Origin of the sequence: Streptomyces sp. NBC_00237, from assembly GCF_026342435.1 — a bacterium.
Classification (GTDB): Bacteria; Actinomycetota; Actinomycetes; order Streptomycetales; family Streptomycetaceae; genus Streptomyces.
Genome location: NZ_JAPEMT010000007.1, coordinates 43783 through 68097, shown reverse-complemented (window position 1 = coordinate 68097; position 24315 = coordinate 43783). Strand labels below are relative to the sequence as shown.

The window sequence follows — 24315 nt, the reverse complement described above, 5'->3', positions numbered from 1 at the left end:
CCCCGTACCCCTCTTTACTGCGGCTTGCCGCCGGTGCGCTTACGGGCGCGGTACACCGCGTCCGGCCCGTACATGCGGGTCTTGGAGTCGAACGGGACGGCCCGGCCGGCGGTGGGTCGGGGCGCGTCCTTGGCGAGCACGTTCTCGAAGGCGCCCATGCCGGGCAGCTCAACAAACGCTTCGGCTCGCTCACCGAGACGAGCGCGCATCGGCATCCACTCGTGCCGCTCGGCCGCACGGCGCCCGCCGTTGATGACGGGCCGGTGCCCCAGCGTCAGGTAGCGGACCCACAGCGCCCATTGGGTGAGGTTCCACCGGCGCTCGTTCCTCCGGCTGCGCTGGGCCCCGTAGTAGGTGATCACTGCCGGGGGCGCGAAGTACAGCGTGAACGTCAGCTGGCTGGGCAGCCCGAACAGCATCAGGAGAGATCCGGTCCACAGGACGTAAACGACCACGCCCGTAACCAGCATCCGGCGGGAGGGACCTTCACCCAGGTCCATGCCGAAGATCTCGTGCTGGCGAGTTTCAAGATCGAAATGGCGCGTGTATGTATGTCCGGTCCTCACGCGCCCGCGACCTTATTGAAGATCTCCACGAACATGTTCTTCGTGGTGTCGGTAGCGAAGACGAATCCGGCCACCAGGATGCCGGTGATGACGTGGCCGATCAGCTCACCCCACTCGCGCTTGGCATAGTGGCCGATCGATCGGACTACCAGGATGATCAGGAAGATGTTTCCCGCGATCAGGAAGACCCACGTCTTCAGGTCTGCGCCGCTGGTCAGCGCCAGCGTCACCGTGTCGGCAGACATGCCTCGTATCCCCTCGTTTGGTTCCTGCAAAGCGGAGTTAGAACGTTCCGCCGTGGACCTCGGCGACCTGCCACCGCTCGGCGGCGGCCGAGGCCACCCGGGTGAGCTCGACCCGGTAGGTCTGCTCCAGCTCGGCGGCGCCGATCTGCCAGCGCACGACGGCGGTTCCGGTGCGATCGCTGCCCTTGCCCTGGTCGACGTTCCAGCTCTGGATGCCCTGAAGCGTCATCCCGTCGGCCAGCGGCGGGACGCTCGCGCCCGGGGCAGTCACGCTGTCCGCATCGCCCTTGGCGTACGCGGTAAAGAACGCCTCCACGGTGCTCTGGGTCTGGGCGGAGAGCTCGACATCGCTGTCGACGGCGTTCTGGTCGGTGACGGTCGGGCCCGAGGCGGGAACGCCGACGATGCCCGGCTCGCCGGTGACGACGATCCGGCCTGCGGTGTTCAGGACCGGGACCTCCAGCCCCACCCACTTCCGTTGGGCGCGCGCCGGGTCCTTCTTCTTGTCCTTGGCCGGTTCGCCGGGAACGTTGACCAGCACGGTCACGTGCACCCGGGCGCGCTTGTCGCCGAGCTCCGTCACCGCGCCCGGCTGGGCGAGGAGTACGGTCTGCTGCCCCTTCGAGTTCCAACCCGCGGTGGTGTCCGTGCCCTTCGGCATGTCCCGCGCCAGGGCCTTGGCCCGCTGGTCAGGGTCGGCCTCGTCCCAGGTCAGGTACGAGTACGCGAATCGACCGGCAACCAGTTGGGCGTCCTGCACCGGATAGGTGGGCCCCTGCTTGACTGTCGGCGCGGGCGCGGGCGCGGGCTTGCTGGGCCAGAACCAGGACCTGACCCCGGTGATCACGGCCAGGCCGACCACCACCCACAGCACGATCCGGCCGGTAACGACCAGTGCCCTCGTGCCGGTCTTCTCCTCCTGAAGCACCCAGGGGGTGGCAGGCGTCCGAGTTTGCTTGGATTCGGTCGCAACCTGAGTCGGGCTATGCCCGTTACGCTCGGCCTGGACACGCTTCCCTGCGGCTACCCAGTGGGCGGGGCCGGCTGACGGTGAGGTCGGCTGCTGAGGCGGTTCCGCTTGAGGAGCTGGTGCTTCCTTGCTCCGGGGCTCCGGGAGGTTGAGAACCTTCCACACGACCGTTTTGAGCGCACTCATCCCCAGACGACCTTCCCCGCGATAGGCCCGAACTGGTCTGGACAGTACGCGGATCGGACACAGCGCGTCAAAAAATTTCGGACGGGTCGCGGTAGAGTGCGGCGCCATGCGCACGGGGGCAGACGGATGGCGTCTGCGGGGATGGCTTGTCGCTGAGTTGCGACAGGCCCGTGGAATCTCCCAGAAGGTATTGGCAAAAGCGGTCGGGTGCTCTCGCAGTGCCGTCGCCATGTGGGAGTCGAAGAATCAGCGACCCAGTCCACGGCATCTACTCCGATTGGCCAGCAGCCTCGACGTATCACCCCTTGACCTGGTCGAACTCCTCGAAGTCGACTGGACGTTGAAGATACTCCGCCGGTTCCTGGGGTTCACACAGGCACAGGTGGCGCAAGCACTGAAAGTCGCTGTCAGCACGTATTGCGACGTCGAGACGGGTCGCCAGGTCCTACCCGACAGGTGGGTGCCGATACTTGGAACTCTCTTCAATACAGACGAACTCACCGTCAGAAATATCGCCCCATTAAAAAAAGCAAAGAGGAGTTAGCCCTTTGTCGACAAACCCACAGAATGAGTTACAGCCAGACGGAACGTTTAGCCGCGTATGCATCCCTTGCCCCAAAAGTGCGATTTTGCGATCAATGAGGCACGGTTCCGCTTTCTCGGCGCTGGCACCCCGCGGCGTCCAGCGCCTGCCCGACCGACGGAAGGGACAAGGACCGGGGCATGTGCCGCAAGCACAACTAAGCCCCGTTGTACGGCAGTTGGCCGCTCTACGGGGCTTTGCTGTCGCGTAGTGGGGACTATCCGGGGCCGACTTGGCGGAGCCACTGGCTCCCTCTACTCACCGGGGGGCTAGCCGCCGCAGCAAGCTGCGTGAGCACCCCCACCCGGGCACCGTGGTCTACCCAGGATCTGTCAGGCCGCAGGGCTCACAGCCGCTACCAGCTCTCGCACACCCGTCACCCGCGGGTGACGGGAACGGAGGTCACCGACGATCTGCCGGATCGCGGGGCGGTCACGGACCTCGCCCGGAGAGACGCGCACTGCGGACAGCAGCTCGGCTGCCGTCTGCTCCGCCTTGCCCCACTGCCACCACGCCCGCCCGAGGTCGGTATGCATCCGCCCCTTGCGCTCGACGGTCGTGAACTGCCCCTGGTGGAGGTCGCGGCCGGCTTCAAGCGCGGCGCCCGCGTCCCCCAGGGCCCAGTGAACACCGACGGCGTACAGGTCGACGGCCGCCGAGGTGATAGGGAACAAGCGCCCCTCCGGAGCGACTGCAGGCAGGTTCCGGGCGGCCTTCCCGGCCTCCCGGATCATCGCGAGCGCCTGGTCGCGTTGGCCCGCACGGGCCGCTGTGTACGACGTCGTACACAGCATCTGCGCGTACGCGGACGACTGCGCGTCTGTCCGCAAGCCGGTCTCCTCGACCTTGGCCACGGCGTCAAGGATGTGCCGCTCGGCTGCGGTCGGCTGGTCCTGATGACGGAGCACGATGCTCAGCTCCCGGGCCGCAGCCGCAGCCGCGAGCGGCGATCCGGACCATTCCGCGTACAGCATCGCCCGGTCCGCAGCGAGCCGTGAGTCACCGTAGTTGCCGACCTTCGTCAACACCCTGCTCGCCAGGCTGTACGCGGTCGAGAGGCGCGCGAGCGCGATCTCCTCACGCGCTCGGGAAGCGGCGTGGTCAGCATCGGCGAGGAGACCGGGCAGGGCCCGCAGCAGCTTGGAGTTCTGACCGGCGTCGAACAGCCCGCGGGCCGCAGCAAGCCGCGAGTCGAGAGGCACGGGCGACCCGGTGGGGTCGGGAACGCTCGCGAGCGCATCGCTCACCCCCACCAAGAGGGAGGCGGGAACCGCCAGACCAGCAGCGGTGAGCAACGTGCGGCGACGCATCGGGTCATCCTCCTCGGCACAACGTGGCCCATCCGGCGCAACTCTAATCGGTGGGAGGCTGGTTAAGCCGAGAGACGCAGCTAGGACATGTGTCGGGATCTGCACGGCCTTGGCGGCACTCTTGATCAGCTCGAAGTCGGCGTTCCGGCCTCGCCGCTCCAGCCGGGAAACCGTCGCTGCTGAGCAGCCGATACGCGCGCCGAGGTCTTCCAGGCGCCAGCCGAGTTCCGTACGGCCGAGACGGATCAGGCCGCCCGGATCTTGCCTTGCCACGCATGAGCGGGCCTCTTCGGACACCCAGAGACGAACCGTGTTCATCCGGCTTCTCCCCGCGCGAGGACCCGACACGTACGTGTGCGCACCACGGTAGGGCTCCAAGAGGGCAGCACGTACACCGCTTGCAGATCCTGCAAACGGGACCTTCCGGTGTCACGAAGCGAAGCGATCTCCCGGGGGTACGCTGCCGTGACCCATGGGTACAGAAGTACGACGAGGCCCGGCTCCCCCAGATATGGGATGGGGGAACCGGGCCTCGATGCGTGCGGTAGGTGGGGTCAGATGTCGAACTTGCCGTCCCGGAGATCCGTGAGGAACCCCGCGACCGTGGAGGCGGAGAAGAGCAGCGCCGGACCCTTCGGGTCCTTCGAGTCCCGGATGGCCCGCTTGCCGGCGAACGGCGTGACTGTGAGGTCGGCGACCTCGACGCACTGTCCCTGGGAGTCTCCGCTGTAGGAGGACTTCTTCCAGACAGCCCCCTCAAGCTGTGGTGCAGTGAGGGCACGCCCATTGTTGGTGGTCACTGGTGCAGTCCTTCCAGGTACTCGTTGAGTAGGTCCCGTGACTGGTCCACGGGAAGAGCAGAAGCAGCGATGTTCTCGAACTCGGCTTCCAGGTAAGCGACCTGGGCCGGGTCATAGGTGTGAGAGCCGCCCATCGGGTTGTCGATGCTGGCGACAGGTGTCCACGGGTGCCGGAACGTAAGGATCGTCATCGCCCCGTTCGATCCAACGGAGGGGTGCGCTTTGAGCGGGAGGATCTGGAGGGTGACGGTATCCATCTCGGTGGCATCAATCAGCTTGCGGAGCTGGTCCTTCATGAGGCCAGGACTGGACTCGAACTCGGCGTGGAAGGCGGATTCGGGGATCAGGCCGTGAAGCTGAGCGCGACTCAGGACTTCCTGCCGGGCCAGGCGGAGAGCGATCAGCGACTCCGGGTCACTCGACCGTGCACTCGAATGCATCTCCCGGACGTAGCGGGGTGACTGAAACAGTCCAGGGATCACCTTCGGGTGAACGAAGCGGATGCTTTCGGCCTCCGCCTCCAGCTCCACGAAGTCGATGTACGCCTCGCTGACCTTGCCAGCGTACGACGCCCACCATCCCTTGCCGGTCGGCTCCTCAGCGACTCGGGCGACCTCCTCCACGGCCTTCGAGTCGTCAACACCGATCTTCGCGCACAGGTCAATGACCTCGTCCCGGCCGATGCGGTAGTAGCCGCGCTCGACGCGAGAAAAACGGGCTGCGCTCCACCCCATGGCTCGCGCGACGTCGCCTGATGGCATGTCAACCGCTTCGCGCCACTGGCGCAGTTGGGCACCCACACGTCGCCTCTTGATTGACGGCGTCGCTCTCTTCTGCGTCATAGGCGCAGTCTGGCACGCCCGCGTCAGCGTTGGCCATGCGCACGCGTGTTCCAGCCTTTTTGGTTTCTCGGTGAAAGTGTTGCGCACCCAACCGAAAAAGGAGCAAGCTAAGCCTACGGCGGACGTGACTGTCCATCAGGTCATGATCATTTGTGACGCACAGTTACGGCCGCCGTCGTACGGGCCGGTCGCTGGCCCGGCGGAGGTTCGCCCTCCCACCCCCGTGGGGGCGGGCCTCCGCTGCCCCCCTCCGACGAAGCCGAGGCCGCTGATGACGAGCCAGAGCACCACCCGAACCTCCGGCGCCTCCGCTGACTGGATGGACCGCGAGAACGAGTACGACCGGATGTTCCGCCCTGACGCCCCGCGTGTCTCGCCGGACAGGAACGTCCAGCTCATGAAGCTCCGCAGAGAGCAGATGGAGCGGAGACTCGAAGCGCTGAGGGCCAGCAGTCGCGTTCCTCGAATCGCCCTGTACGCCCGCACGGTGAATGGACAGAGCCCGGACCGCTCCTTGGCCGCTACCCGAGAGTTCGCGGAGCGGATGAAGTGGCAGGTCGGCCGTGATCAGACCTTCACCGACTGCCTCAGCCTGACCACCCCCGAGGACCGCCACGGTTGGTTGCAGATAAGGCAGCAGGTCAAGAGCGGGTTCATCGACGGGGTCGTGGCCGTGACCCGAGCCGCCGTCAGCCCGCATCTCGACGGGTACGAGACCGAGCTGACCTGGTTCGCCATGCACGGTGGATTCCTCGCCCTGGTGCACGCCGAGAACGTGGTGACGCAGTGAGGCGGCCGACCGGTCGATGCAGGCCGGCTCGCTGGGAGGGAACACCGTGATCGTCGGAACAGTCGAAGACCTGGGGCTTGTACCCGAGGCCGTATGGGACGACCTGGTCCTCAGCATCAAGCGCGACCCCAGGCCCGAAGGCGGGGCCATCGACAAACGCGAGGGCCAGTGGGTCGGCCGTCTCCGCCGGATCAGCACGGCCAAGCTGCGCCACTGGGGATTCCCCAGCCTGGCCGAAGACGCCGAAAGCGTGATCAGCGAACTCGTCACCAACGCGCTGTTACACGGCAAGGGTGACCGGATCGCCTTCCGCTTCCTCCTCACTGCAAACGTGCTCGCGCTCGAAGTGGACGACGGTTCCCCCAATCGGGCGCACGTCAACGAAGCAGGCATGGATGACGAGAACGGCCGCGGCCTGTTCATCGTCAACGCGCTGTCCACCCTGTGCGGCGTGAGTCCCGACGGAACCAAGACCTGGTGCACCTTCACGATCCCCACGACTCCGCGGAGGAGCCAATGACTGCCTCAATCGGCCTCGCCCAGCGGACGCCCTTACGAGACGCCGAGGTCGAGAGAGCCGAGATGGTGGGCGACACGGCCCTCCTGCGGCAGATCGTGGCCAGGCTGAAAGAATCTGTCGCCATCGACATGATCGCCCTCGCCCACGTTGAGGACGACATCGACGCAGTGCTCGGGGAGCGTGCGCCCGCCGCTCACCAGATCACCCGGTTGTCTCTGCGGCTGCGTAGCGCCGTCGCCCAGCTCGTGGACCTCGTGATGGAGGAGACGCACAACCGGCCCCAGGGCAAGGTCGCAGACGCGATCCTGCGTGCCTGTGCAGCCTTGAAGGAGGCGCTGCCCGCACAAGGCGAAGACGGCCTGGGGCACCTACGGCGCGTCGCTCTGGCCGCTCAGGACGTTCTCGATCAAGACGTCATTGCCGAGGACGTGCTGGACCGCGCGGCACTCCTGGCTGGGGGTGAGGCATGAAAGCGCGCCCCGTTTCCGAGACGCAGGGAACCGGTGAGCTGCCCGTCACGCTGTCCCACGCCCGGACAGCGTACGACTACGAGTTCGTCGCGCCCCGCCTGCACGACCGCCACCTCCTGGACTCCAGTGTTGCCGTTCGCGTCTTCCGCGCGCCGCTCTTGGCCGTGCCCGTCGGCGGCCGTCGCCGCGGCGGCTGCATGGACGCCGGGCCTGTGGAAGTGGCCCTGGCGATTCAGCACGCCCTCTTGGACATCCCCGGGTTCCCCAACGTGCGCATCCGTCTCGTGTCGCCTCCGGGGGAGCGGAACAACTGGGTCGTGGAATGGGGCGAGTGCCTTCCTTTCCGGATCACCGACAGGGACCGCGCTCGCTTCTACGGCGGCGCAGACCACTGCATCGCCGAGGCCGAAGCCGCCGCGGAACGCCGAACAGTCCGGAAGCGCCGCTCCCCCGCAACCGCCCCTTGCGGCCCTTAACTCCTCCTCCACCAGCCCGAGCTGTACCCCCGACGGGCTGGTGGAGGAGGTCTGTCTGAAGAGGATGAATATGTGCCAACATGAGCCCACCTGCCCGACGGCTAACTCCGCCGACCGGGAGGCAGCGCGCCCCGTAGCGCACCACCCGGAACAGGGCTGGAGCCTCCTGTGCAACGGGGTCCTGCTCTTCGAGGACACCGGCGAGCTGCTGCCCAACGGGGAAATCATCGCGCCCCACCGCCCCATCGCCGGTGCGCTGGCATGAGCCGATCCCGGACCCCCTTCGTTCCGTACATCACCATCCGCGAAGGCGAGGAACCCGCCTTGGCGGCGACGCTGAGCGCGAGGCCCGGCCGCAGGGGCGGCTTGTTATACACGGATGAGGGACCGGGTGATCGCGACGGCCGAGGCGTTCTATGGGCCCGCTGTTCCCAGAACCGCGACGGCAACAAAGTTCTGGGCAAGCCCCTCTGGAAGGACGTGCATCCGGCCCGTCAGCGGGAGTGTATGGAGCAACTGCTGTGCCAGGGGTGCGTCCAGCAGCCCAGCCGGACGTCCCTGGGGTACCTCTTCCTCGCCTCACCGCCGTCCGACGCCACGTCGACCGAGTGGATAGAGGGCTACCAAACCGCTCAGCCGCCGCTCTGCTTGCAGCACGCGGCCATCGCGACCGAACGGTGCGGCCACCTCTTGAGGGAGGGTGTCGTCGCCCTCCGTGCCCGGGTGCCCCGCTTGTACGGCGTGCTCGGCACGTACTACCGGAGCAGAGGTCTCCAGCCCCCCGAGCCCATCGAGACGGAGAAGGAAGGGGACGACGTCCCCCTCTCGTACCGGGATCGGCGGTACACCCCGTGGATTCTGGCGTCCCAGCTCGTCCGTGAGCTGCGAGGCGTCACCGTCATCAACCTCGCAGAGGAGATAGAAGCCGGTGTCTGACGACTTCGCATGGCCGGAGCCCCGCAAGAGGCTCAAGCCTGAACAGCAGAAACGCGTCACCTCGGAGTTACGGAAGAAGTACGACGCCGGTGCCTCGATCCGTGCTCTCGCAGAGGAGTCGGGACGGTCGTACGGCTACGTCCACCGGCGCCTGTACGAATCCGGCGTGTCGTTCCGGTCGCGGGGCGGCAACCGCTGGGGCTCCTCGCGCCGGCCGCGGAACAGCAGCCCCCGGGCCCCACGCTGACGGTTCGGAGGGGCGGCCTCTTGCAGATCCTGCAAGGCGTTTGCACGTCCTGCTAGCCGGACACCGCGGCCGTCGTACCGGTGGTGTTCTCGAAGAGAGCCAACGTCGCACCCCCAGACTCCCGCCCCGGCCTGCTGCCGGGCACGACCTGCCCCACATGGCGCAGGCCGGGGTGGGGTTCCACCTTCCCGTCCGAATACGGCCACGCAACCGCACATGCAGCAGTCTCCCCGCGTTCCAGCGGAATGGCAGCCGAGCCCGGCCGGGAAGCACTCGCACCTTCATCGCAGTCTCTCCCCAGACCCAGGAGGACAACATGTTCCTTCCCTATCCCGTGATCGAACAGCTCGATGACGCCCAGGTGGCCACCTGGGAGAAGCACTTCGCCGGCGCCAAGCACGAGCGGCCCCGGGCGATCGAAGAGGGTATCTGGCGCCGGACGCAGGACCCGGCGAACGCCATTCAGTCCGGCTGGTCCGAGGACGAGCAGGGCCGCCGCCGCATCGTGCACTACCGCTACCGGTACGACCTCGACTACACGTTCCCCGTGCCGCGGCTCGTTCTCGCGGACCTGTACCTGTACACGTCGGTGCTTGGCCCGAAGGCCGAGATCGACGAGTACCGCAGCAACGTGCGCTTCTGGCTCATCCAGGGCGGCTGGCGGCAGGTGGACGACGCCATGTGGTCGAAGGGGGACCTGCGGGTCACCGTCACCCCATACGACACGCACCCGCAGGACGAACGAGCCTCGCGGGAGACGCCGACCGGGTTCTGCTCGCTCGACGTCGTGTTCCTCTCCGAGGACTTCGCGCTGACGCGCAACGTTCGCCAGATGCCGTGGAACGTCCTGGCGGGCGGCATCCGCATCAAGGACGAGCGCGGCAACCCGACCTACGCCGACGACCTGAGCAAGCTGAAGAACTACCTGCCGTTCCAGGTCGAGATCGGGTGCGGCACGAGCGTGGAGGCCGGGGTGCCGCCGCTGCACTTCCTACACCAGGCGTACCGGGTCACCGAGCGCACCGACAACGTCATGAAGCAGACGCACCCGTTCGTCCTGAGCCCGCAGAAGGACACGCTCGTGCGGGAGATGCTGCTCGACGCCACGGCGAAGGCGGACGAGCTGGTCACGATGTTCCGCGTCAGCTTCCTCGCCGAACCGACGGCCGCCCACCACGCGCTCAAGGCCCTGCACGACGCCGGGCACTTCGTCGGCCCCGTGCTCCAGCACAACTTCGACCTGCTCGCCGCGCGGGCCGGACTCGAAGAGTGCTTCGTGCGCCGCTACGACCAGAAGATCCCGCCCGTGCCGTTCCACCCCGAGGCGAAGGCGCTCCTGGTCGTCGGCCTGCACGCCGACCGGCGGTCGGTCGAGAAGCGGGCCCGCGAGCGCGGCATGAAGGTCTTCTACGTCGACACCGAGGGCCTGGAGGAGTTCGGCGAGTACATGCCCTACCCGCTGGAGGGCCCGCAGGACGGTGACGTGATCGTGAAGGCCGAGGCCATCCCCACACTCATCGAGCTGTGCCACCAGCTCGGCGTGAACGTCCCCGTCACCCGGGCTGCCGCCTGACCGAACGGTTCCCCGGGGCCGCGCACGGCGCTCGTGCGCGGCCCCGTTCATGAGCACATACCGAGAAGGGACTCCCCCAGTGGATCGGTACGCACAAAACCGTGAGCGGCTACTGACGTCATCCAGGCCCATGCCGGACTTCGAGGTCGTGGGCACACAGGGCCCCTGGCTGCACCTTGTCGGCGGCGCCCGGATCTTCGACGGATCGAGCGGGCTGCTCTGCACCAACGTGGGCCAGAGCAGCCCCAAGGTTCATGCCAGGTTCGAGAGGCAGTTCTTCCGCTACTCCTTCGGCGGCGCCGCCGTCGTCCAGCCGCACATACAGATGGAATTGATGGAGCGTCTGTGTCGTGCCGTGGGCCGACCCGATGACTCCGTAGCGCTGACCACGTGCGGGACGCTCGGCGTGGAGGTGGCCTTGGGTCTGGCGCGGAACATCACCCGGGTACGTGACGGGAAGCGGCGCGGGGACATCCTGACCTCGACCCTGAGCTACCACGGGATGTCGGCGCTGACCCTCGCCCTGGCCGGGAACCACGCCCGCCGGCCACGCCCGGAGGATGCGCTCGACCTCGGCCCCGGCTTCCCGGCGCCCTACCCGCCTACGCACGCCCACGCGGACCGCGACTGTGACGCCTCATGCGCCGACGAGATCGCGAGGGAGATCGACCGCCGCGGAGCCGAGGACGTCGCCGCGGTACTGATCGAGCCCATCAACGGGACGACGGGCGGCGCCTTCGTACCGCCCGACGGCTATCTCCGGCGGGTCTCGGAGATCTGCCGGGAGCGGGACGTCCTGGTGATCCACGACGAGGTACTTACCGGCATGTGGCGCACGGGAACGCCGCTCGCCAGCCACCATTGGGACGGCTGCGAGCCTGACATTGTGATCCTCTCCAAGGGTCTGGGTGCCGGATACACGAGCGTCGGCGCGGTGCTGGTGTCACCCGAGATTGCCCGGTGGGTGCGGCATGAGGACTCCGACCCGTTGCCAGCGATGGGCACCATGGCCGCTCATCCCCTCATGGCCGCTGCGTGCCTGGGCGTCCTGGACGAGCTGGAGGAAATGGACTTCGCCGCCTTCGCGGCGCGCGGGGAACGCCTCGGAGAGGCCCTGAGGTCGCTGAAGGGCGTCGGGCCGGTGCGGGACGTCCGTGGGCGGGGCTTCCTCTACGGGGTGGAGGTCTCCCCCGGACAGCTCTGGCCGGTGATGAAAGCTGTGGAGGAGCGAGGGGTGTTCTTCTACCCGTTCACCGGCGCCGGGGAGCCCAAGAGCGAGGGGTTCGTCGTCGCGCCCCCGCTGACGTCGACGGACCAGGACATCGAATTCCTGACCACCGCTCTGTCCGGCGCGCTGGGTGCCGTGAGCTGACCCGTCGGCACCTCGACCGGACTCACGTCAACCGATCGAACACTCCAACGAACCAACGAGCAACCCGACTTGGGCCGTGCTCACCAACCGATAGCGTCTGGGGGCACATCGAAGTCGGTGTGCCCCCGACAGGACAAGGACGACCTGCAATGCGTGTTTCCGTGATCGGCTGTGGGCACCTCGGCATCCCGCACGCTGCGGCGATGGCCGAGCTCGGCCACGAGGTCATCGGCGTGGACGTCGACCAGGCCAAGGTCGATCGGCTCAACGCTGGCGAGTGCCCCATCTACGAGATCGGCCTGCCAGAACTGCTTGCCCGCCATACCCAAAGCGGGCGTCTGCGCTTCACCACCGACATCCGCGAGGCCGCCGATTTCGCGGAGCTGCACTTCATCGGCGTCGGCACGCCCATCGACGCTGACGGCCGCTCCTACGACACCGCACAGGTCTTCGGAGCGATCCGTCAGCTCGCTCCCCACCTCGACCGCGCGTGCACGATCGTCGGGAAGTCCACCGTCACCGTCGGCACCACCATCCAGGTCACCGCCCTCGCGCAGCGCCTGGCCCCCGCAGGCGATCGGGTCGACGTCGTATGGAACCCGGAGTTCCTGCGCGAAGGCCACGCCGTCGAAGACACCCTTCGCCCGGACCGGCTCATCGCTGGCGTCTCCGGCGCCGAGGGTGAGAAGGCGATCCGCGCGGTGTACGCCGGGATCATCGACGCAGGTGTGCCGATCTTCGTCACCGACCCGCCAACCGCCGAACTGGCCAAGGGCGCCGCGAACACGTTCTTGGGCCTGAAGATCAGTTACATCAACGCCGTCGCCGACATGTGCGAGGCCGCGGGCGGCGACGTCTCCCAGATCGTGGACATCCTCGGCATCGACCCCCGTATCGGCGCCGGCGGTATGCGGCCCGGCATCGGCTACGGCGGCGGCTGCCTCCCCAAGGACGTCCGGGCCTTCACCGCATCCGCCCGGCAGCTCGGCGCCGCGCAGGCCGCGACCCTCCTGCGCGCCGCCGAGGAGATCAACGAGCACCGCACGGATGTCGCCCTCGGGCTCATCACCCGCGCCCTGGGTGACCGACCCATCAAGGGCGCCCGAATCACCGTGTGGGGCGCCGCGTTCAAGCCCGGCACCAACGACGTGCGCGATTCGCCCGCCCTTGCCCTCTGCCAGGCACTCCAGCAGGCTGGCGGCGTCGTCACCGTCCACGACCCGCAAGCCGTGCCCACGGCGATGGTCCGCAACCCGGAACTTGACTACACCGACGACCTGGCCGCCTCCCTCGACGACGCGGACCTCGTCGTCCTGGCCACCGAGTGGCCCGAATACCGGCAGGCGGTCCCCCACACCTTGGTGGACCGCCCGACCAACCCCCTGCTTGTCGACTGCCGGACCACCCTCGACCCCGAGCCCTGGCGCGCGGCCGGATGGACCGTTCGCCAACTCGGCCGTCCGGGGAAGTAGAACCGGGCCGCGCCATGACCACCGACGACGTTCTCCTCCGCCGGGCCCACGCCGCCGACGCACGCGCCGCGGCCGATGTGTGGCTGCGCTCCTACGCTGCGGCGCTGCCGACCGTGCGCTGCGCACACGATGAGCCCGACGTGCTGGACTGGTTCGCCCGCGTACTCGTCCCGCAGTACGAGACCTGGGTCGCCGTCACCGGGAACAGCGTGGTGGGCCTCTTGGTGCTCAAGGGGGAGGAGCTGAAGCAGCTCTACCTCGATCCGGAATGGCGCGGACGGGGCCTCGGAGACCGGTTCATGTCCCTGGCGAAGCAGCAGCAGCCGGACGGCCTGTCGCTGTGGACGTTCCAGGTCAATGGTCCGGCCCGGCGCTTCTACCAGCGGCACGGCTTCATCGAGACCGAGCGAACCGACGGGCAGCGCAACGACGAGCACGAGCCAGATGTCCGCTACGTCTGGCAGCCGCAGACGTAGCCGCTTCCCGCCCGGCCGGACGACGGCGGTCACCCGGTGTACCGGGTGACCGCCGTCGTCATGGGGCCCACGGGACTACGGTTACGCACATGACAATTCTGATCGTTGGAGGGTCCGGCTTTCTGGGGTCTGAGCTGGTCCGGCAGGCGAGAACAGCGGGGCACACGACGGTCGCGACGTACGCGACCAAGGCGGGCACCGCCTCCCCGAGCGCGTGGCGCCCCCTCGATCTGCGGGACGCGAGAAGCCTGGACGGCGTCATGGCCGAGGTGAACCCGCGCGTCGTCATCAACGCATCGAGCGGCCGGGCCGACTGGGCGGTTACAGCAGAAGGGCCGCTCCAGCTCGCCATCGTCGCGGCGAAGCGCGGCATCCACATGGTCCACATGTCCACCGACGCGGTGTTCTCCGGTGCCGGGCGCGTCCATTACGACGAGACTTCTCTCCCGGACCCCGTCACCCCGTACGGTGCAGCCAAGGCCGCTGCGGAGACCGGGGTCCTCGCGGTGCACCCGAAAGCCGCCGTCGTCCGCACCTCGCTGATCATCGGCCACGGGCGTTCCGTGCACGAGCGCCTGGTCCACCAACTAGTTGCGGGCACGGTCGACGGAGCCCTGTTCACCGACGACGTTCGGTGTCCGGTCCATGTCTCAGACCTGGCCGCCGCGCTGCTGGAACTGGCACTGAGCGGTGCTGCGGGAGTCCACCATGTCGCTGGAGTCGATGCCCTGAGCCGCCACGAACTCGGCGTCCTCATCGCAAGGCGTGACGGTCTCGACGCCTCCCGGCTGCCCGCTGGCCTCCGAGCCGAGAGCACCATTCCCGGAGCCCTCGACGTGCGACTCAACAGCCAGCTGACCCAGCGGCAACTACGCACTCCGCTGCGAGGGGCCCGGGAGTTCCTGGACCTCGGCGCGGCAGCAGAGTAACGGGAGGTGCAGCGGAAACCGCGGTACGGAATCGGCCCGGCAGACCATGGTCTGCCGGGCCGATTCCGTTTGCGTCGCATCACTCGGTCAGCTCATGAGTGGGAAGTCGCACGAGCGGGCCAGGACTGTGAGCACGGCGAGCGCGACCAGTCCGTACAGGACCTGGCGGCCGGTGATCGGCTGTCCGCCGGTCTGCTCAGGTCCGCCCTCGCCGTCGGGGATGCCCCCGAAGTGGGCCTGGTGGCGGTGGGCTTCGCGTGCGGCCGTCTCCCCCTCTGGGCCGATCGGGAAGCGGGTGCGGCAGGCGCCGCACTTCCAATACGCCACGGGGACGTTCTCCTCTCACGGGCCGCCCACGGGCGAGCGGCTACTGATCCGGGAATCGAGCCTAGAACCTGCGCGGGACGGCAGGTAGCCCGCCTACCGAATCGGTAGGCGGGCAGTAGGCGGCGGGTAGTTATTGCAGGTCAGAGGGCTGACCTACCGGTAGTAGGCGGACCAGGTTCGACCCCTGGGCCGGCAGGGGAGTGAAGCTCTGAGGAAGGTCCGCGGAGTGCACACCGGGCCGGTTACGGGAGGCCCCCTTCTTGTCCGATGCGGGCGCCTTCACGCCGTCCCGGACGGGGATCTGGTGGGTCTTCAGGAGAGCCCTCACCCGGCCGATTTCGGACCGCATGTCACCCCCCTCGGGGAGGCTTCCGAGAGCCAGTTCACGGAGGTGCACGGCGGTGCCATTCCCCTGCGTTTTGATGCTCTTACGGACCCACTCGTAGACCCTGATTCGTTCCGCTGCGGCGGCCTCTTCCGGGGACAGTTCCGCCACTTCCCCACCGGACGGATCGGGTTCCGCTTCCCCGCTCCCCTGACCCACTTCGCGATCTTCAAGGGGCCCCGTCTCCGCGACTCCCCCGTCCGTGCCCTCTTCGCGATCTTCCGTTTCGTGATCTTCGTGGGCCCCTGCGACCGCTCCGACGATCCAGGCGAACACCACGAAGATGATCACGAATCCGCCCGCTCCTCGAATCAGGTCCATCGGGTGGTCAACCACCCAGTTCCCTACCGCCGCCGCCAGCTTCCCCACGGCCGGTACCGCCGTGTTGAGCAGGAACATGGCGCCCATGCCGATGAGTACCGCACCACCGATAAGGAGGTCACCGGTGCTGGTCCCGGACTTCGCGGGCGGCTTCTTGCCCCCCGTCGACTTCTTCGCCGGGGCCTTCCCGCCGCGCCGCTTCGGCTTCGCGGAACCCTCAGTGCCACCACCACCAGCCGCCGCCTTCGGGGCGGCCTTCGCGCCCTTCCCCTTTCGCACCCGTCCGATGGCCAGCACCCAGCCTCGGCGCGTCAGGGTCCAGGTCCAACGGAGGATGATCACCGACCCCGTCCGTACGGTGAGCAGGCCGGCGCGGTCGAACGCGTGATACGCCGACAGGTCCGGTCGGCTCACGGCATGGCCAGGCGCCCTGGGGGCGTCCGCCTGCTTCTCCAGGGACTCGTAGATCTGGCCCCACCACGCCCGAGGGCGTGACGGCTGCTCCGCCGTCACGCCCTCGACGTCCACCACGCCGACGTCGTCCGCCAGGCTCTTACCCTCGTCACCCGGGTCGGATTTGACCAGGTCCACAGCCATCAGGCGACCACCGTTCCGGTCAGATTGCTGATCAGGTGCGTGAGTGTGGCGAAGATGGCACCGGCCGCCGTGAACATGCTGGGCAGCATCAGGGCGAACAGGCCGTTGCGGAACTTCGACGGCTTCAGGCCGTAGATCAGGAGGCACATCAGGAGGGCAACCGCACCGGCGCCGAAGTTGCCCGCGGACCCGAAGCTGCTCTGGATCGCCTGGGACAGGCCGCCGCTCATGTCTGCGACGAAGCTGAAGGTCTCCCCGGCCTGGGCATAGAGCTGGCCGGTGATGAACGCGGCCACGATCACGCCCTCGTGGGACAACTTGATCTTCCACTGGCCCCGCGCGCCGAGGATCAGGAACGCGGTCATCACGACGGCGCCGCCGGTGAAACCGATCGCTCCAAAAATCTGGCCCATGTCTGTGATCTGCCTTCTCGGTTAGTTCGTGCCGTACAGGAGGAATGCGACGGTGGCCGTGGCGGCGGGAACGTGGGCAGCCCAGACCACGCCCTTCCAGGGCCACTTGTCGCCGTAGTGGCCGACCCAGCCACGGACCATGCGGTAAGCGAGCTGGAGTCCCAGCGCGACACCGCCGCCGACGACCCAGGCGGGCCGGGCCATCTGCAGGGCCGTGATCAGGCCCAGCGAAGACACGAAGACGACGCCGCCCAACTTCGACCGTGTGGCCAGGCCCAAGACCCCGAGGCCCAGGGCGCAACCAGCCACGGGGGTGGCGTACTGGTCGGCGTGAGCCATCAGGCCCGTGACCCAGTCGTCCAGGTGGAGACCCCAGCCCGCCGCGTACGCGGTGCCGGCGAAGACCGTCTGACGGCCCCGGGGGTTGTTGATCAGGCCGCCGCCGTTCGCGGTGCCAGCGACGACCGGACCAGCTTTCTTGACTGCGGCCACGATCCGGCCGCCCGTCGTCGCGGGTTCCGGGGCCTCGTCGGTGCCCGCCTCGGCGTCCTCGGCGTCCTGCTCCTTCTTCCGCCCGGTCCGGGTCTTCTTCGGCTCGGGCGCCTCGTCCTCGTCGTCGCCGTCCTCGTCGTCAGCGTCGTCCCCTTCGGCTACCGGCTGGGCTGGGGCGGCGGCGGGGGCGTGCTTCGGCGGGGGCGGCGCGACCGCCGGAGCGGGGGCGTTTCCGGTGAAGGTGTCCTGGTCCGCGGCGTCGTCCTTGTAGACGTCGTTCCACCAGTCCTTCGCCAGGGCGGGCGGCCGGGCGGCCGGGGCGGGTGCCTCAACCGGGGCCGGTGCAAGTGCTTCGGCCGCGACCGGCTCCTTGTCGGTGTCGGCGTCCGGGCCGACCATGTCCAGGTCCAGGGCGACGTCGGGCATCGTCGCCGCAGCGTCGGGCTCCGGGTCCGGCTCGGTGGCCGGTGCCGGGATCGTCGGCGCGGTCGACGTCGCCAGGACGTCGTCCAGGTCCGCGAGGAAGTCGCTCACGTCGCGGACACCTGCCTCGGACACCTGCGTCTCCAAGTCGGTGTTCGTCGTCATCGGGCCAGCCACCCCCACTTCCGGATGGCATCGGTCATCAACTGCCGGATGCGGAGTTCGTCGGCCCCGGGCAGGGCCGGGCTGTCCGTCGCCGCCTGCTGATGCCGGACGAAGCCAGCGGGGAGGTCCAGAGCACGGGCATCCGTGTACGGCGTCCAGGGCCGCGTGGACGGGTAGTACGTGCGGGTCAAGACGTGGCCGGGCGGGGTCGCGGACCGGGCGCGCGGAGCGCGTCCACGGTGCAAGTGAAGAAGCGTCACAGTTGGCTCCAAACGGCGAGGACCGCCACGACGGTGCTGACCGTCACGGCGTCCTTGGCGATTCGGACCTTCCTGCTCTTCGGCCGGTACAGGTGGGTCACGGCGAGCGCGACCACGACGGCGCCGAGCACAAGGTCAAACACGGCTGTCCTTCGGGAGGGGGCGGCGGCCCCGGCCGCGACGAAGGGTCGCGGCCGGTGACGCTGCGGGGTGAGAGCCCTGCCTGTGCCGTGGGGCTGCTGATCAGCGCCAGGCACACGAGTGGCGATCAGCAGTCAGCGACGCTTCTGCGGGATCATCTCGTCGCCCTGACGGAGGCGGCCGTCCGTCCGGCCGGCTCCCGGCACGGGGATACCCGGCTGCCCCGTCCGCAGGTAGCTCTTCTGCGGCGTGTTGGTCTTCTGCTCTGCCATGATGTGAGTCCTGTTCCATGCGTTGGGATAGGGACTCGGGGCGGCCCATCTGCTTGGCGGTAGGGGGTCGCTCCGAGGTGCATCCGGCCTCGTTGGTGCTCAGCACCGGCGGGGCCGTTGTCGCGTAAGGCGACTTCGCAGCAAGCGCGTTGGCGTCCTGCGATACCTCTAGTAAACGCCAACCTCCACGGGAGGTCAATCAAGTTCCACGGGAGATTTAGAAATCTCCTCGGGAGATTGAGTGATCTGCTGCGGAGCCTTACGCTCAGCTCATGACACAGCACCCGTCCGCCACCCCGGAGTTCCGTCACGTCGCTCAGCGACTGCGGGACGCCGTGACGGGCGGCACGTACGAACCCGGTTCCCGGCTCCCGGCCGCTGCCGAACTGGCCGACCATCTGGGGTGCACCCGCTCCGCTGTAGAGCGGGCCGTCCGGGTCGCCGCCGCCGAGGGCCTGGTGACCACGCGCAAGGGGTCCGGGGCCTACGTCTCCCGCTTGCTGAAGCGGATCACCCGGCGGACGGACGTCCTGCTCCGCTCCGGCCCCGACGGTGAAGCGGAGGGCTCGGACGACGCGCTCGAAGCGGAGCTGCGCACGCTCGGACTCGTCGCCCGCCGTTTCCCCGAGGTCCGCACAGAGCGGGCCCCACAGGACCTGGCCGATCTACTCGGCCTGAAGCGGCATGGGCAGGCCCTCGTCCGCGAGACGCGGACGTTCGCCGTGGCGGCCGGCTCCGCGCCCGCCGATCCCGGCACTCCCGTCCAGCTCGCAGTCACCTACCTGCCGCTCGACATCGCACGGCACACCGACCTGGAGCACCCAGACCTCGGCCCCCGAGGCGTACAAGGCTTTCTGGCCGAGCTCGGGCACCGGCCCACGGACTTCTCCGAGACCGTCAACGTCCGCCCGCCGCATGAGCACGAAGCGACCGCGCTGGAGATCGACGCGGACAACAGGGTCATCCACCTGACCCGCACCGCTGCCACCGCCGACCGGACCGTGGCGGTCACCGTCAGCGTGCTCCCCGCACACCTGTGGTCGCTCTCCTACCGGTGGACCACCACCGCCTGACACCCCGCTCCCCAACTGGTCGGGCCGGCGCGTCCCGTCGCCCGGTAGTCGGGTAGATCCGCAGGTCAGATGCCACCTACCGGCGCTTACCTACCACCTACCTACCGGCCTACCAGCTCCTCACCCCTCGACTCGGAACCGGCCTCGGGGCCGCTGGACGCCCGTCCGGGACGACTCCGAACCTCCGGCCGGGGGGTTGCCAGCAGAGCCGTAGAACGGCACTCAGGGCCTCCTGCGACGCCGCGCCAAGGAGGTCGGCGGGCAGTAAAACGGGGGGCTGGCCGGACCCTTTCCAGGTCCGACCAGCCCCCCGTTTGCGTCTAGATCAGATCCGCGCCAGGGCCCCCTTCGATTCCAGCGCGTCCAGGTCTGCGATCGGACGCCCGAAGGTGTCCAACAGCTTGCCCTTGCCCTTGTCCTTGGCGGCCTCGGCCGTCTTGGCAGGCGCCTTCTTCTCCGCCGCGGCCTGCTGGGCGGCCTCCCAGCGCTCCATCGCTTCCTGCATGTAGGTGCGGGCCGTCCCCTGCGACGTCAGCCCCAGTTCAGCCTGCACCTGGTACGCGACATCGGTACGGGTGCGGGGGGTCACCGCCGGTCCGAGCAGACGGGGTTCGCCCTGCTCGCACAGCTCGTGCACCCGCTGGATGAAGAGCTGCTTCAGCGAGCCCTTGGTCAGCGTCGGCTTCGACGCCTCCCTCGGCTTCGGCGTCCGCGGCTGCTCCGCCGCCGTCCCGGCCGGCGCGGTCTGCTCCGACTCCGCCTGCTTCGCGTCGAGCTGAGCCTGAAGCTGCTCCGCCTGCTCCTGCGCAACGGCGATCTTGCGCTTCGCCTCGGCGCGCTCTGCTTCGATCTCGCGCTCCGCCTCGGCCTGCTTCGCTTCGATCTTCCGCTCCGCCTCGGCCCGCTCCGTCGCCAGCCGCTCGGCCGCTTCGCGCTCGACCCGCTCGGTCGCTTCACGCTTCGCCTGCTCCGCTTCGGTGCGAAGCTGTTCGGCCTGCGCGCGAAGCTGCCGCTCTGCTTCGGTGCGAAGCTGCTCCAGCTCCCTGCTCCACCGGTCCCGCTCCGTACGGACCTGCTCGGCGCTCTGCTGCTCGAACCGCTCCGCCTGCTCCTGAAGCTGCCGCTTCGCCTCGTCACGAAGCTGCTCGGTCTGCTCGTGCCACCGCTTCGCTTCACGCTCGGCCCGCTGCTCGGTGGTCTCCCGCTCCGCTCGGCGGTCCTCCGCTTCACGCGTCGCACTCTGCTCGACGGCGTCACGGACAAGCTGAACCTGCTCGGCCGCTTCACGCTTCGCCTGCTCCGCTTCGGTGCGAAGCTGCTCGGCCTGCTGACGAAGCTGCTCGGCCAGTTCCTCGAAGCGCTCACGCTCCTGCTGCCGCTCCGCCTGAAGCCGAGTGTGCTCCTCCCGCTCCGCCTCCAGCGCGGCCACGGCCTCGTCCCGCTCCTGCTTGGCGGCCCGCTCCGCTGCACGCAGCTCGTCCTGAACCTCGGCCTTCTGCTCCTCCAGCTTCTGCGTGACCTTCTGCTGCAGCGCGGGCAGCGAGACCACGGTGTTCACCACGTCGTCGACATCCGCGTAGTCGAGCCGTCCCAGCCGCCCGGCCTGCATGTGGCCCATGGTCCGCCGGACCACGGCAAGAGCCTGGTCGACGTTGACCGGGGCGTCCGCGCGGTCCAGTGCGACCGCCGCGTCCTCGGTCCGCCGGTCCACCGCCCGGTCGGCCAGCGATTTCCGCCAGCCGAATCGGAACGTACGGTCGGCACGCTTCTGGGCACGGGCCAGCACGATGACCGCACGGGCCGCACGCTGAGCCAACAGTCGGCGGGAGGTCTCACTGGTCGTAGACGTCGTGTCCAGACCCAGCCACGCGAAAGCCGCGATCCAGATCCGGCGCCACAGCAGAACGAACAGACGAAGGGGGCCCGGCCGGACGCCGTCCTCCTCCTCGGCCTTCGCCAGCTCTGCGATCCGCAGGTCCAGCCCATGCTCCAGCAGCTTGATCGACACCACCGGCACACCGGCCAGGGCCACCTTCGCCCACAGGCCACCGCCCTCCGGCGCGTGCACCCAGTTCGCCGCCGCCGAGAGCGCCACCAGGCCCCACGCCATCCGCCGGGACCGGATCATGCCCTCGGTCCACCGCGGGACATCCTGGGCGGCCAGGGACCGCGCCAGGCCCAACATGAGGCCGATCTCCGCACCATCGAAGATCGCGATGAAGAAGATCCTCAACAGCAGCGGCAGCCCCGCGGTGTCCTCGGCGAACCCGTACAGGCCGTACATGCTGACGGACATGCCGCAGATGCCGACGATGGTCCGCCAGCGGTCGTCAATCATGGCCATGACCCGGGCACGGGCCTCGGTGTCATCGTCGCGGCGGGCCTTCTCGACCGCTCGCGTCGCCGCCCGGCCGGCCAGGCGCACGACCAGGATCAGCAGGGCCAGGGCCGCCACGCCCGCGAGCACTCCGCCGAGAGCGACCGTCCACGGCGGCACACCCAGGGACTCCGCCACGGCGTGAATACGGGGAAGCACGTTCACGCCCCCACCTCCGGCAGCAGAGCACCGGAAGGTGCACGTCCACCCCATTCTGGGGTGATACTGAAGTACGACATCGGAGCCTCGTCTCTGGTGTGAGACCCCGGGATGCCTGCCCTCCAAGCAGTGGCACCCGGGGTTTCGTGCTTAATGGACACGCATCAACCTCTTGCGCTATCCCTAATTATGCCTTACTTTTCCTTGCTTGTCAAGATCCCTGCATGAACTTCCACGGAGGGCTCCCTGCTCACTTCTCATCTCTTACGGAAGACGGGGGAGGGGGAAAGCCCTGGGACCTGAGCCAGCTATCGAGCGCTAGAGCCACGACGTCGCCGTGCTGAGTTCCGTGCTCTACGTGGTACCTGCGAATGCGACGCTGAAGGTCCAGCTCCTGCGGTACCGAGTAGTTGAACTGCCCCCTCTTCGTTCCCCTTGACTCGATGATCCGAAGAGTGTCGGGGTGTGCCTCGTAAGGGTCACTTCCTTCCTCTTCGGAGGATTCGGCCTCCAACTCGTCCGCGATGGCACGCAGGGAAGCGATCTGGCGTTCCTTGGCACTCAAGTCCGAACCTCCTGGCGGATCAATAGGCGACTAGCTATCAGCATAGGCGACTATTGAAATAGTCATCCGCTCCTCCTCCCTCCCGTGGGACTGCCGGGAGGGAGGAGAGAGGGTCAGAATCCTCGGGAGGTGAGCCAGTCGTCCAGGGCGACGGTGACGATGTCACCCATAGGGAGGTGATCCACGTCGTTGTCCAGCGCGAATCGCTTCAGTCGCTTCTTCAGGCGGAGATCGGCAGCCACAGAAGCATCCAGGGACTCCCTCCTTGGTGAGCGCTGGTTCAGCACCTCGGCCGCTGAGGGAAGGTTCTCAGGGCGTCCCGGCCCCATCTCCCACCCCTGGCCGTCGTTGACGGAGACCTGGGAGGGAACGTATCCGGGAGTGGGAAGTGCGGCTGCCGGAACGGTGGCAACCTCCCTTCCAGCTGAGCTTGAAGCGGCGGGGGCCTGCTTCTCCCCCCGCTTTTCCCCTTGGGGAGCCGCAGGGGCCTTCTGGTGAGCAGGGGCCGGCGGACGCGTCCGGCTACGCCCCCTCTGCTTCTGGTCGAGCTCGTCCAGACCGTTCAGCTCGTCCGTGCCCTGTCCCTCTTCCACTGCCTGCTTCTCCTCAGTTGCCATAACGGACCACCGCCTGGTGAACCCTCTTCATCTGCTCCACGAACGCCTCTTCCTTCTTGAAGACGGGCTCAGAGCAGATGGCCACGCGCTTGCGACGCACGCCGACCCACGCGTACTCGGAGACGATGGGGCCGACGGGCACCTGGAACTTCTTCGCCAGCCGCTTCAGCTCGTCCTTGTGCCAGGTCGGGACCGACTTGGGGACCATGTAGGGGACCAAGAGAAGCGGGTAGTCGCTGATGTCCTGAAGCAGATGCTCCAGCGATGCCATCTCTCGCGTCTTCAGGATGACGGGGACTACCGCGACACGCGAAGCTGCCAGGGCGCCGTGGGTAGAGGCGCAGGCATCAGGGTGCGTATCCCAGGTGATCTTCCTCTTCAGCTCTTCTGCCCAGCGAATGAGGGAAGTCTTCACGACCTCAGGGGAAGGCTGGAACTCACCAAAGGTGCTGTGGCCGGGGATCAGGTCCAGCTTGCGCGGACCGCCTCGCAGCGGCCTGGGCGTCCGGTCGTTCTCGAAGGCTTCGATCAGCGGAGCTCCGGTTCGCGTCTCTTCGTTGTAGCCCCAGCCTTTGGACAGACCCCCCTTCGACCAGTCCATGTCGCCGCCCACACCGTCGTCCAAGTAGGCCAGCTCCTGAGCGAGGGTCGTCTTGCCGATCCCGCCCTTCCATCCGACGACACACTTCGTCTCTGGCTCCTGCACGGGAAACGGGGTGACCTGGTGGCCGACGGTCTCGATGCTGGCTTCCACCAACGCGTCTGACGTCATCGCTGTGTTCCCTCGGGCTGGTTATGGTGGTACTTCACGGTTCTCTCTCCTTCTACGGGTGGGTTCCGACTGCGTACGCCGGGGGCTCTCCCGGCGTTCGCGTTTTCGGGGGACTGTGCTCGAACGGTACCTAGAGCGTTGTCGATGCGACCGTACCGGTCTGACGCGGGCCGGTAGCCCCATATCAGCCCCG

The 24315-nt window shown here is 68.0% G+C and carries 32 protein-coding genes; 14 read left to right on the top strand and 18 right to left on the bottom strand.

Annotated elements, in window-relative coordinates; translation table 11 throughout:
• Positions 1 to 14: 14 nt before the first annotated feature.
• From OG897_RS39775 to OG897_RS39765, 3 genes are all read right to left on the bottom strand, one after another.
• Positions 15 to 500: a hypothetical protein gene (locus OG897_RS39775; RefSeq protein WP_266665205.1), complete on the bottom strand. Its 486-nt coding sequence runs from the start codon at positions 498 to 500 to the stop codon at positions 15 to 17.
• 62 nt (positions 501 to 562) lie between these two features.
• Complete coding sequence (locus OG897_RS39770) at positions 563 to 811, bottom strand: hypothetical protein (RefSeq protein WP_266665204.1); 249 nt, start codon at positions 809 to 811, stop codon at positions 563 to 565.
• Between the two features lie 37 nt (positions 812 to 848).
• Positions 849 to 1739, bottom strand: coding sequence for a conjugal transfer protein (locus tag OG897_RS39765; RefSeq protein ID WP_266665202.1), 891 nt, complete (start codon positions 1737 to 1739; stop codon positions 849 to 851).
• 334 nt (positions 1740 to 2073) lie between these two features.
• Here OG897_RS39765 and OG897_RS39760 point away from each other — a divergent pair, with 334 nt between their 5' ends.
• Positions 2074 to 2511, top strand: coding sequence for a helix-turn-helix transcriptional regulator (locus tag OG897_RS39760; RefSeq protein ID WP_266665200.1), 438 nt, complete (start codon positions 2074 to 2076; stop codon positions 2509 to 2511).
• A gap of 371 nt (positions 2512 to 2882) precedes the next feature.
• On the opposite strand, the gene OG897_RS39755 is transcribed toward OG897_RS39760, so the two are convergent.
• From OG897_RS39755 to OG897_RS39745, 3 genes are all read right to left on the bottom strand, one after another.
• Complete coding sequence (locus tag OG897_RS39755; protein ID WP_266665198.1) at positions 2883 to 4178, bottom strand: helix-turn-helix domain-containing protein; 1296 nt, start codon at positions 4176 to 4178, stop codon at positions 2883 to 2885.
• A gap of 236 nt (positions 4179 to 4414) precedes the next feature.
• Positions 4415 to 4660: a DUF397 domain-containing protein gene (locus tag OG897_RS39750; RefSeq protein WP_266665196.1), complete on the bottom strand. Its 246-nt coding sequence runs from the start codon at positions 4658 to 4660 to the stop codon at positions 4415 to 4417.
• On the bottom strand, positions 4657 to 5502 hold the full coding sequence (locus OG897_RS39745; RefSeq protein ID WP_266665194.1) for a helix-turn-helix transcriptional regulator: 846 nt from the start codon (positions 5500 to 5502) through the stop codon (positions 4657 to 4659). Before OG897_RS39745 ends, OG897_RS39750 begins: the two co-directional genes overlap by 4 nt.
• Before the next feature lie 271 nt (positions 5503 to 5773).
• Here OG897_RS39745 and OG897_RS39740 point away from each other — a divergent pair, with 271 nt between their 5' ends.
• The 7 genes from OG897_RS39740 to OG897_RS39710 all read left to right on the top strand — a co-directional run bounded on the left by OG897_RS39740 (position 5774) and on the right by OG897_RS39710 (position 8941).
• The gene (locus tag OG897_RS39740; protein WP_266665192.1) at positions 5774 to 6292 is read left to right on the top strand and encodes a hypothetical protein; all 519 of its coding nucleotides are present in this window, start codon (positions 5774 to 5776) and stop codon (positions 6290 to 6292) included.
• 46 nt (positions 6293 to 6338) lie between these two features.
• Positions 6339 to 6812: an ATP-binding protein gene (locus OG897_RS39735; RefSeq protein ID WP_266665190.1), complete on the top strand. Its 474-nt coding sequence runs from the start codon at positions 6339 to 6341 to the stop codon at positions 6810 to 6812.
• Positions 6809 to 7282 (top strand): DUF6415 family natural product biosynthesis protein, encoded by a 474-nt coding sequence (locus tag OG897_RS39730; RefSeq protein ID WP_266665188.1) that lies wholly within the window; start codon positions 6809 to 6811, stop codon positions 7280 to 7282. Before OG897_RS39735 ends, OG897_RS39730 begins: the two co-directional genes overlap by 4 nt.
• Positions 7279 to 7758 (top strand): DUF6302 family protein, encoded by a 480-nt coding sequence (locus OG897_RS39725; RefSeq protein ID WP_266665186.1) that lies wholly within the window; start codon positions 7279 to 7281, stop codon positions 7756 to 7758. The genes OG897_RS39730 and OG897_RS39725 overlap by 4 nt, the downstream gene beginning before the upstream one ends.
• Before the next feature lie 70 nt (positions 7759 to 7828).
• The gene (locus OG897_RS39720) at positions 7829 to 8023 is read left to right on the top strand and encodes a DUF5999 family protein (RefSeq protein WP_266665184.1); all 195 of its coding nucleotides are present in this window, start codon (positions 7829 to 7831) and stop codon (positions 8021 to 8023) included.
• Between the two features lie 242 nt (positions 8024 to 8265).
• The gene (locus OG897_RS39715; protein ID WP_266665182.1) at positions 8266 to 8694 is read left to right on the top strand and encodes a hypothetical protein; all 429 of its coding nucleotides are present in this window, start codon (positions 8266 to 8268) and stop codon (positions 8692 to 8694) included.
• On the top strand, positions 8687 to 8941 hold the full coding sequence (locus OG897_RS39710; protein WP_266665181.1) for a helix-turn-helix domain-containing protein: 255 nt from the start codon (positions 8687 to 8689) through the stop codon (positions 8939 to 8941). The genes OG897_RS39715 and OG897_RS39710 overlap by 8 nt, the downstream gene beginning before the upstream one ends.
• Positions 8942 to 8993: 52 nt before the next feature.
• Here the strand turns inward: OG897_RS39710 and OG897_RS39705 are convergent, their stop codons facing one another.
• Positions 8994 to 9125, bottom strand: coding sequence for a hypothetical protein (locus OG897_RS39705; protein ID WP_266665180.1), 132 nt, complete (start codon positions 9123 to 9125; stop codon positions 8994 to 8996).
• Positions 9126 to 9257: 132 nt separating this feature from the next.
• On the opposite strand from OG897_RS39705, the gene OG897_RS39700 reads away from it, so the two are divergent.
• From OG897_RS39700 to OG897_RS39680, 5 genes are all read left to right on the top strand, one after another.
• Complete coding sequence (locus OG897_RS39700; RefSeq protein ID WP_266665179.1) at positions 9258 to 10514, top strand: hypothetical protein; 1257 nt, start codon at positions 9258 to 9260, stop codon at positions 10512 to 10514.
• A gap of 130 nt (positions 10515 to 10644) precedes the next feature.
• Positions 10645 to 11886 carry an aspartate aminotransferase family protein gene (locus OG897_RS39695; RefSeq protein ID WP_266665178.1) on the top strand — a complete coding sequence of 414 codons (1242 nt, stop codon included), beginning with the start codon at positions 10645 to 10647 and terminating at the stop codon, positions 11884 to 11886.
• A 149-nt stretch (positions 11887 to 12035) separates the two neighbouring features.
• On the top strand, positions 12036 to 13358 hold the full coding sequence (locus OG897_RS39690; RefSeq protein WP_266665177.1) for a UDP-glucose/GDP-mannose dehydrogenase family protein: 1323 nt from the start codon (positions 12036 to 12038) through the stop codon (positions 13356 to 13358).
• A 14-nt stretch (positions 13359 to 13372) separates the two neighbouring features.
• Positions 13373 to 13834, top strand: a complete 462-nt coding sequence (locus OG897_RS39685; RefSeq protein WP_266665175.1) for a GNAT family N-acetyltransferase — start codon at positions 13373 to 13375, stop codon at positions 13832 to 13834.
• Between the two features lie 89 nt (positions 13835 to 13923).
• A complete protein-coding gene (locus tag OG897_RS39680) occupies positions 13924 to 14763 on the top strand; it encodes a sugar nucleotide-binding protein (protein WP_266665173.1) in 840 nt (279 codons plus the stop codon).
• 87 nt (positions 14764 to 14850) lie between these two features.
• On the opposite strand, the gene OG897_RS39675 is transcribed toward OG897_RS39680, so the two are convergent.
• The 7 genes from OG897_RS39675 to OG897_RS39645 all read right to left on the bottom strand — a co-directional run bounded on the left by OG897_RS39675 (position 14851) and on the right by OG897_RS39645 (position 18559).
• The gene (locus tag OG897_RS39675) at positions 14851 to 15090 is read right to left on the bottom strand and encodes a hypothetical protein (RefSeq protein WP_266665171.1); all 240 of its coding nucleotides are present in this window, start codon (positions 15088 to 15090) and stop codon (positions 14851 to 14853) included.
• Positions 15091 to 15220: 130 nt separating this feature from the next.
• Positions 15221 to 16393 carry a hypothetical protein gene (locus OG897_RS39670; RefSeq protein ID WP_266665169.1) on the bottom strand — a complete coding sequence of 391 codons (1173 nt, stop codon included), beginning with the start codon at positions 16391 to 16393 and terminating at the stop codon, positions 15221 to 15223.
• Positions 16393 to 16806 (bottom strand): hypothetical protein, encoded by a 414-nt coding sequence (locus tag OG897_RS39665; RefSeq protein ID WP_266665167.1) that lies wholly within the window; start codon positions 16804 to 16806, stop codon positions 16393 to 16395. The genes OG897_RS39670 and OG897_RS39665 overlap by 1 nt, the downstream gene beginning before the upstream one ends.
• A gap of 21 nt (positions 16807 to 16827) precedes the next feature.
• Positions 16828 to 17886, bottom strand: coding sequence for a hypothetical protein (locus OG897_RS39660; protein ID WP_266665165.1), 1059 nt, complete (start codon positions 17884 to 17886; stop codon positions 16828 to 16830).
• Positions 17883 to 18131: a hypothetical protein gene (locus OG897_RS39655; protein WP_266665163.1), complete on the bottom strand. Its 249-nt coding sequence runs from the start codon at positions 18129 to 18131 to the stop codon at positions 17883 to 17885. Before OG897_RS39655 ends, OG897_RS39660 begins: the two co-directional genes overlap by 4 nt.
• Before the next feature lie 11 nt (positions 18132 to 18142).
• On the bottom strand, positions 18143 to 18289 hold the full coding sequence (locus tag OG897_RS39650) for a hypothetical protein (RefSeq protein WP_164494658.1): 147 nt from the start codon (positions 18287 to 18289) through the stop codon (positions 18143 to 18145).
• A 132-nt stretch (positions 18290 to 18421) separates the two neighbouring features.
• Positions 18422 to 18559: a hypothetical protein gene (locus tag OG897_RS39645; RefSeq protein WP_164494657.1), complete on the bottom strand. Its 138-nt coding sequence runs from the start codon at positions 18557 to 18559 to the stop codon at positions 18422 to 18424.
• 272 nt (positions 18560 to 18831) lie between these two features.
• Here OG897_RS39645 and OG897_RS39640 point away from each other — a divergent pair, with 272 nt between their 5' ends.
• Positions 18832 to 19632, top strand: a complete 801-nt coding sequence (locus OG897_RS39640; RefSeq protein ID WP_266665160.1) for a GntR family transcriptional regulator — start codon at positions 18832 to 18834, stop codon at positions 19630 to 19632.
• 325 nt (positions 19633 to 19957) lie between these two features.
• On the opposite strand, the gene OG897_RS39635 is transcribed toward OG897_RS39640, so the two are convergent.
• From OG897_RS39635 to OG897_RS39620, 4 genes are all read right to left on the bottom strand, one after another.
• Positions 19958 to 22174 (bottom strand): hypothetical protein, encoded by a 2217-nt coding sequence (locus tag OG897_RS39635; RefSeq protein ID WP_266665159.1) that lies wholly within the window; start codon positions 22172 to 22174, stop codon positions 19958 to 19960.
• Between the two features lie 244 nt (positions 22175 to 22418).
• Positions 22419 to 22733 carry a hypothetical protein gene (locus tag OG897_RS39630; RefSeq protein ID WP_266665157.1) on the bottom strand — a complete coding sequence of 105 codons (315 nt, stop codon included), beginning with the start codon at positions 22731 to 22733 and terminating at the stop codon, positions 22419 to 22421.
• Positions 22734 to 22846: 113 nt separating this feature from the next.
• Entirely contained in the window at positions 22847 to 22975 is a 129-nt protein-coding gene (locus OG897_RS39625) for a hypothetical protein (RefSeq protein WP_266665155.1), read from the bottom strand.
• Positions 22976 to 23339: 364 nt separating this feature from the next.
• Positions 23340 to 24122 carry a ParA family protein gene (locus OG897_RS39620; protein ID WP_266665153.1) on the bottom strand — a complete coding sequence of 261 codons (783 nt, stop codon included), beginning with the start codon at positions 24120 to 24122 and terminating at the stop codon, positions 23340 to 23342.
• Positions 24123 to 24315: the final 193 nt, after the last annotated feature.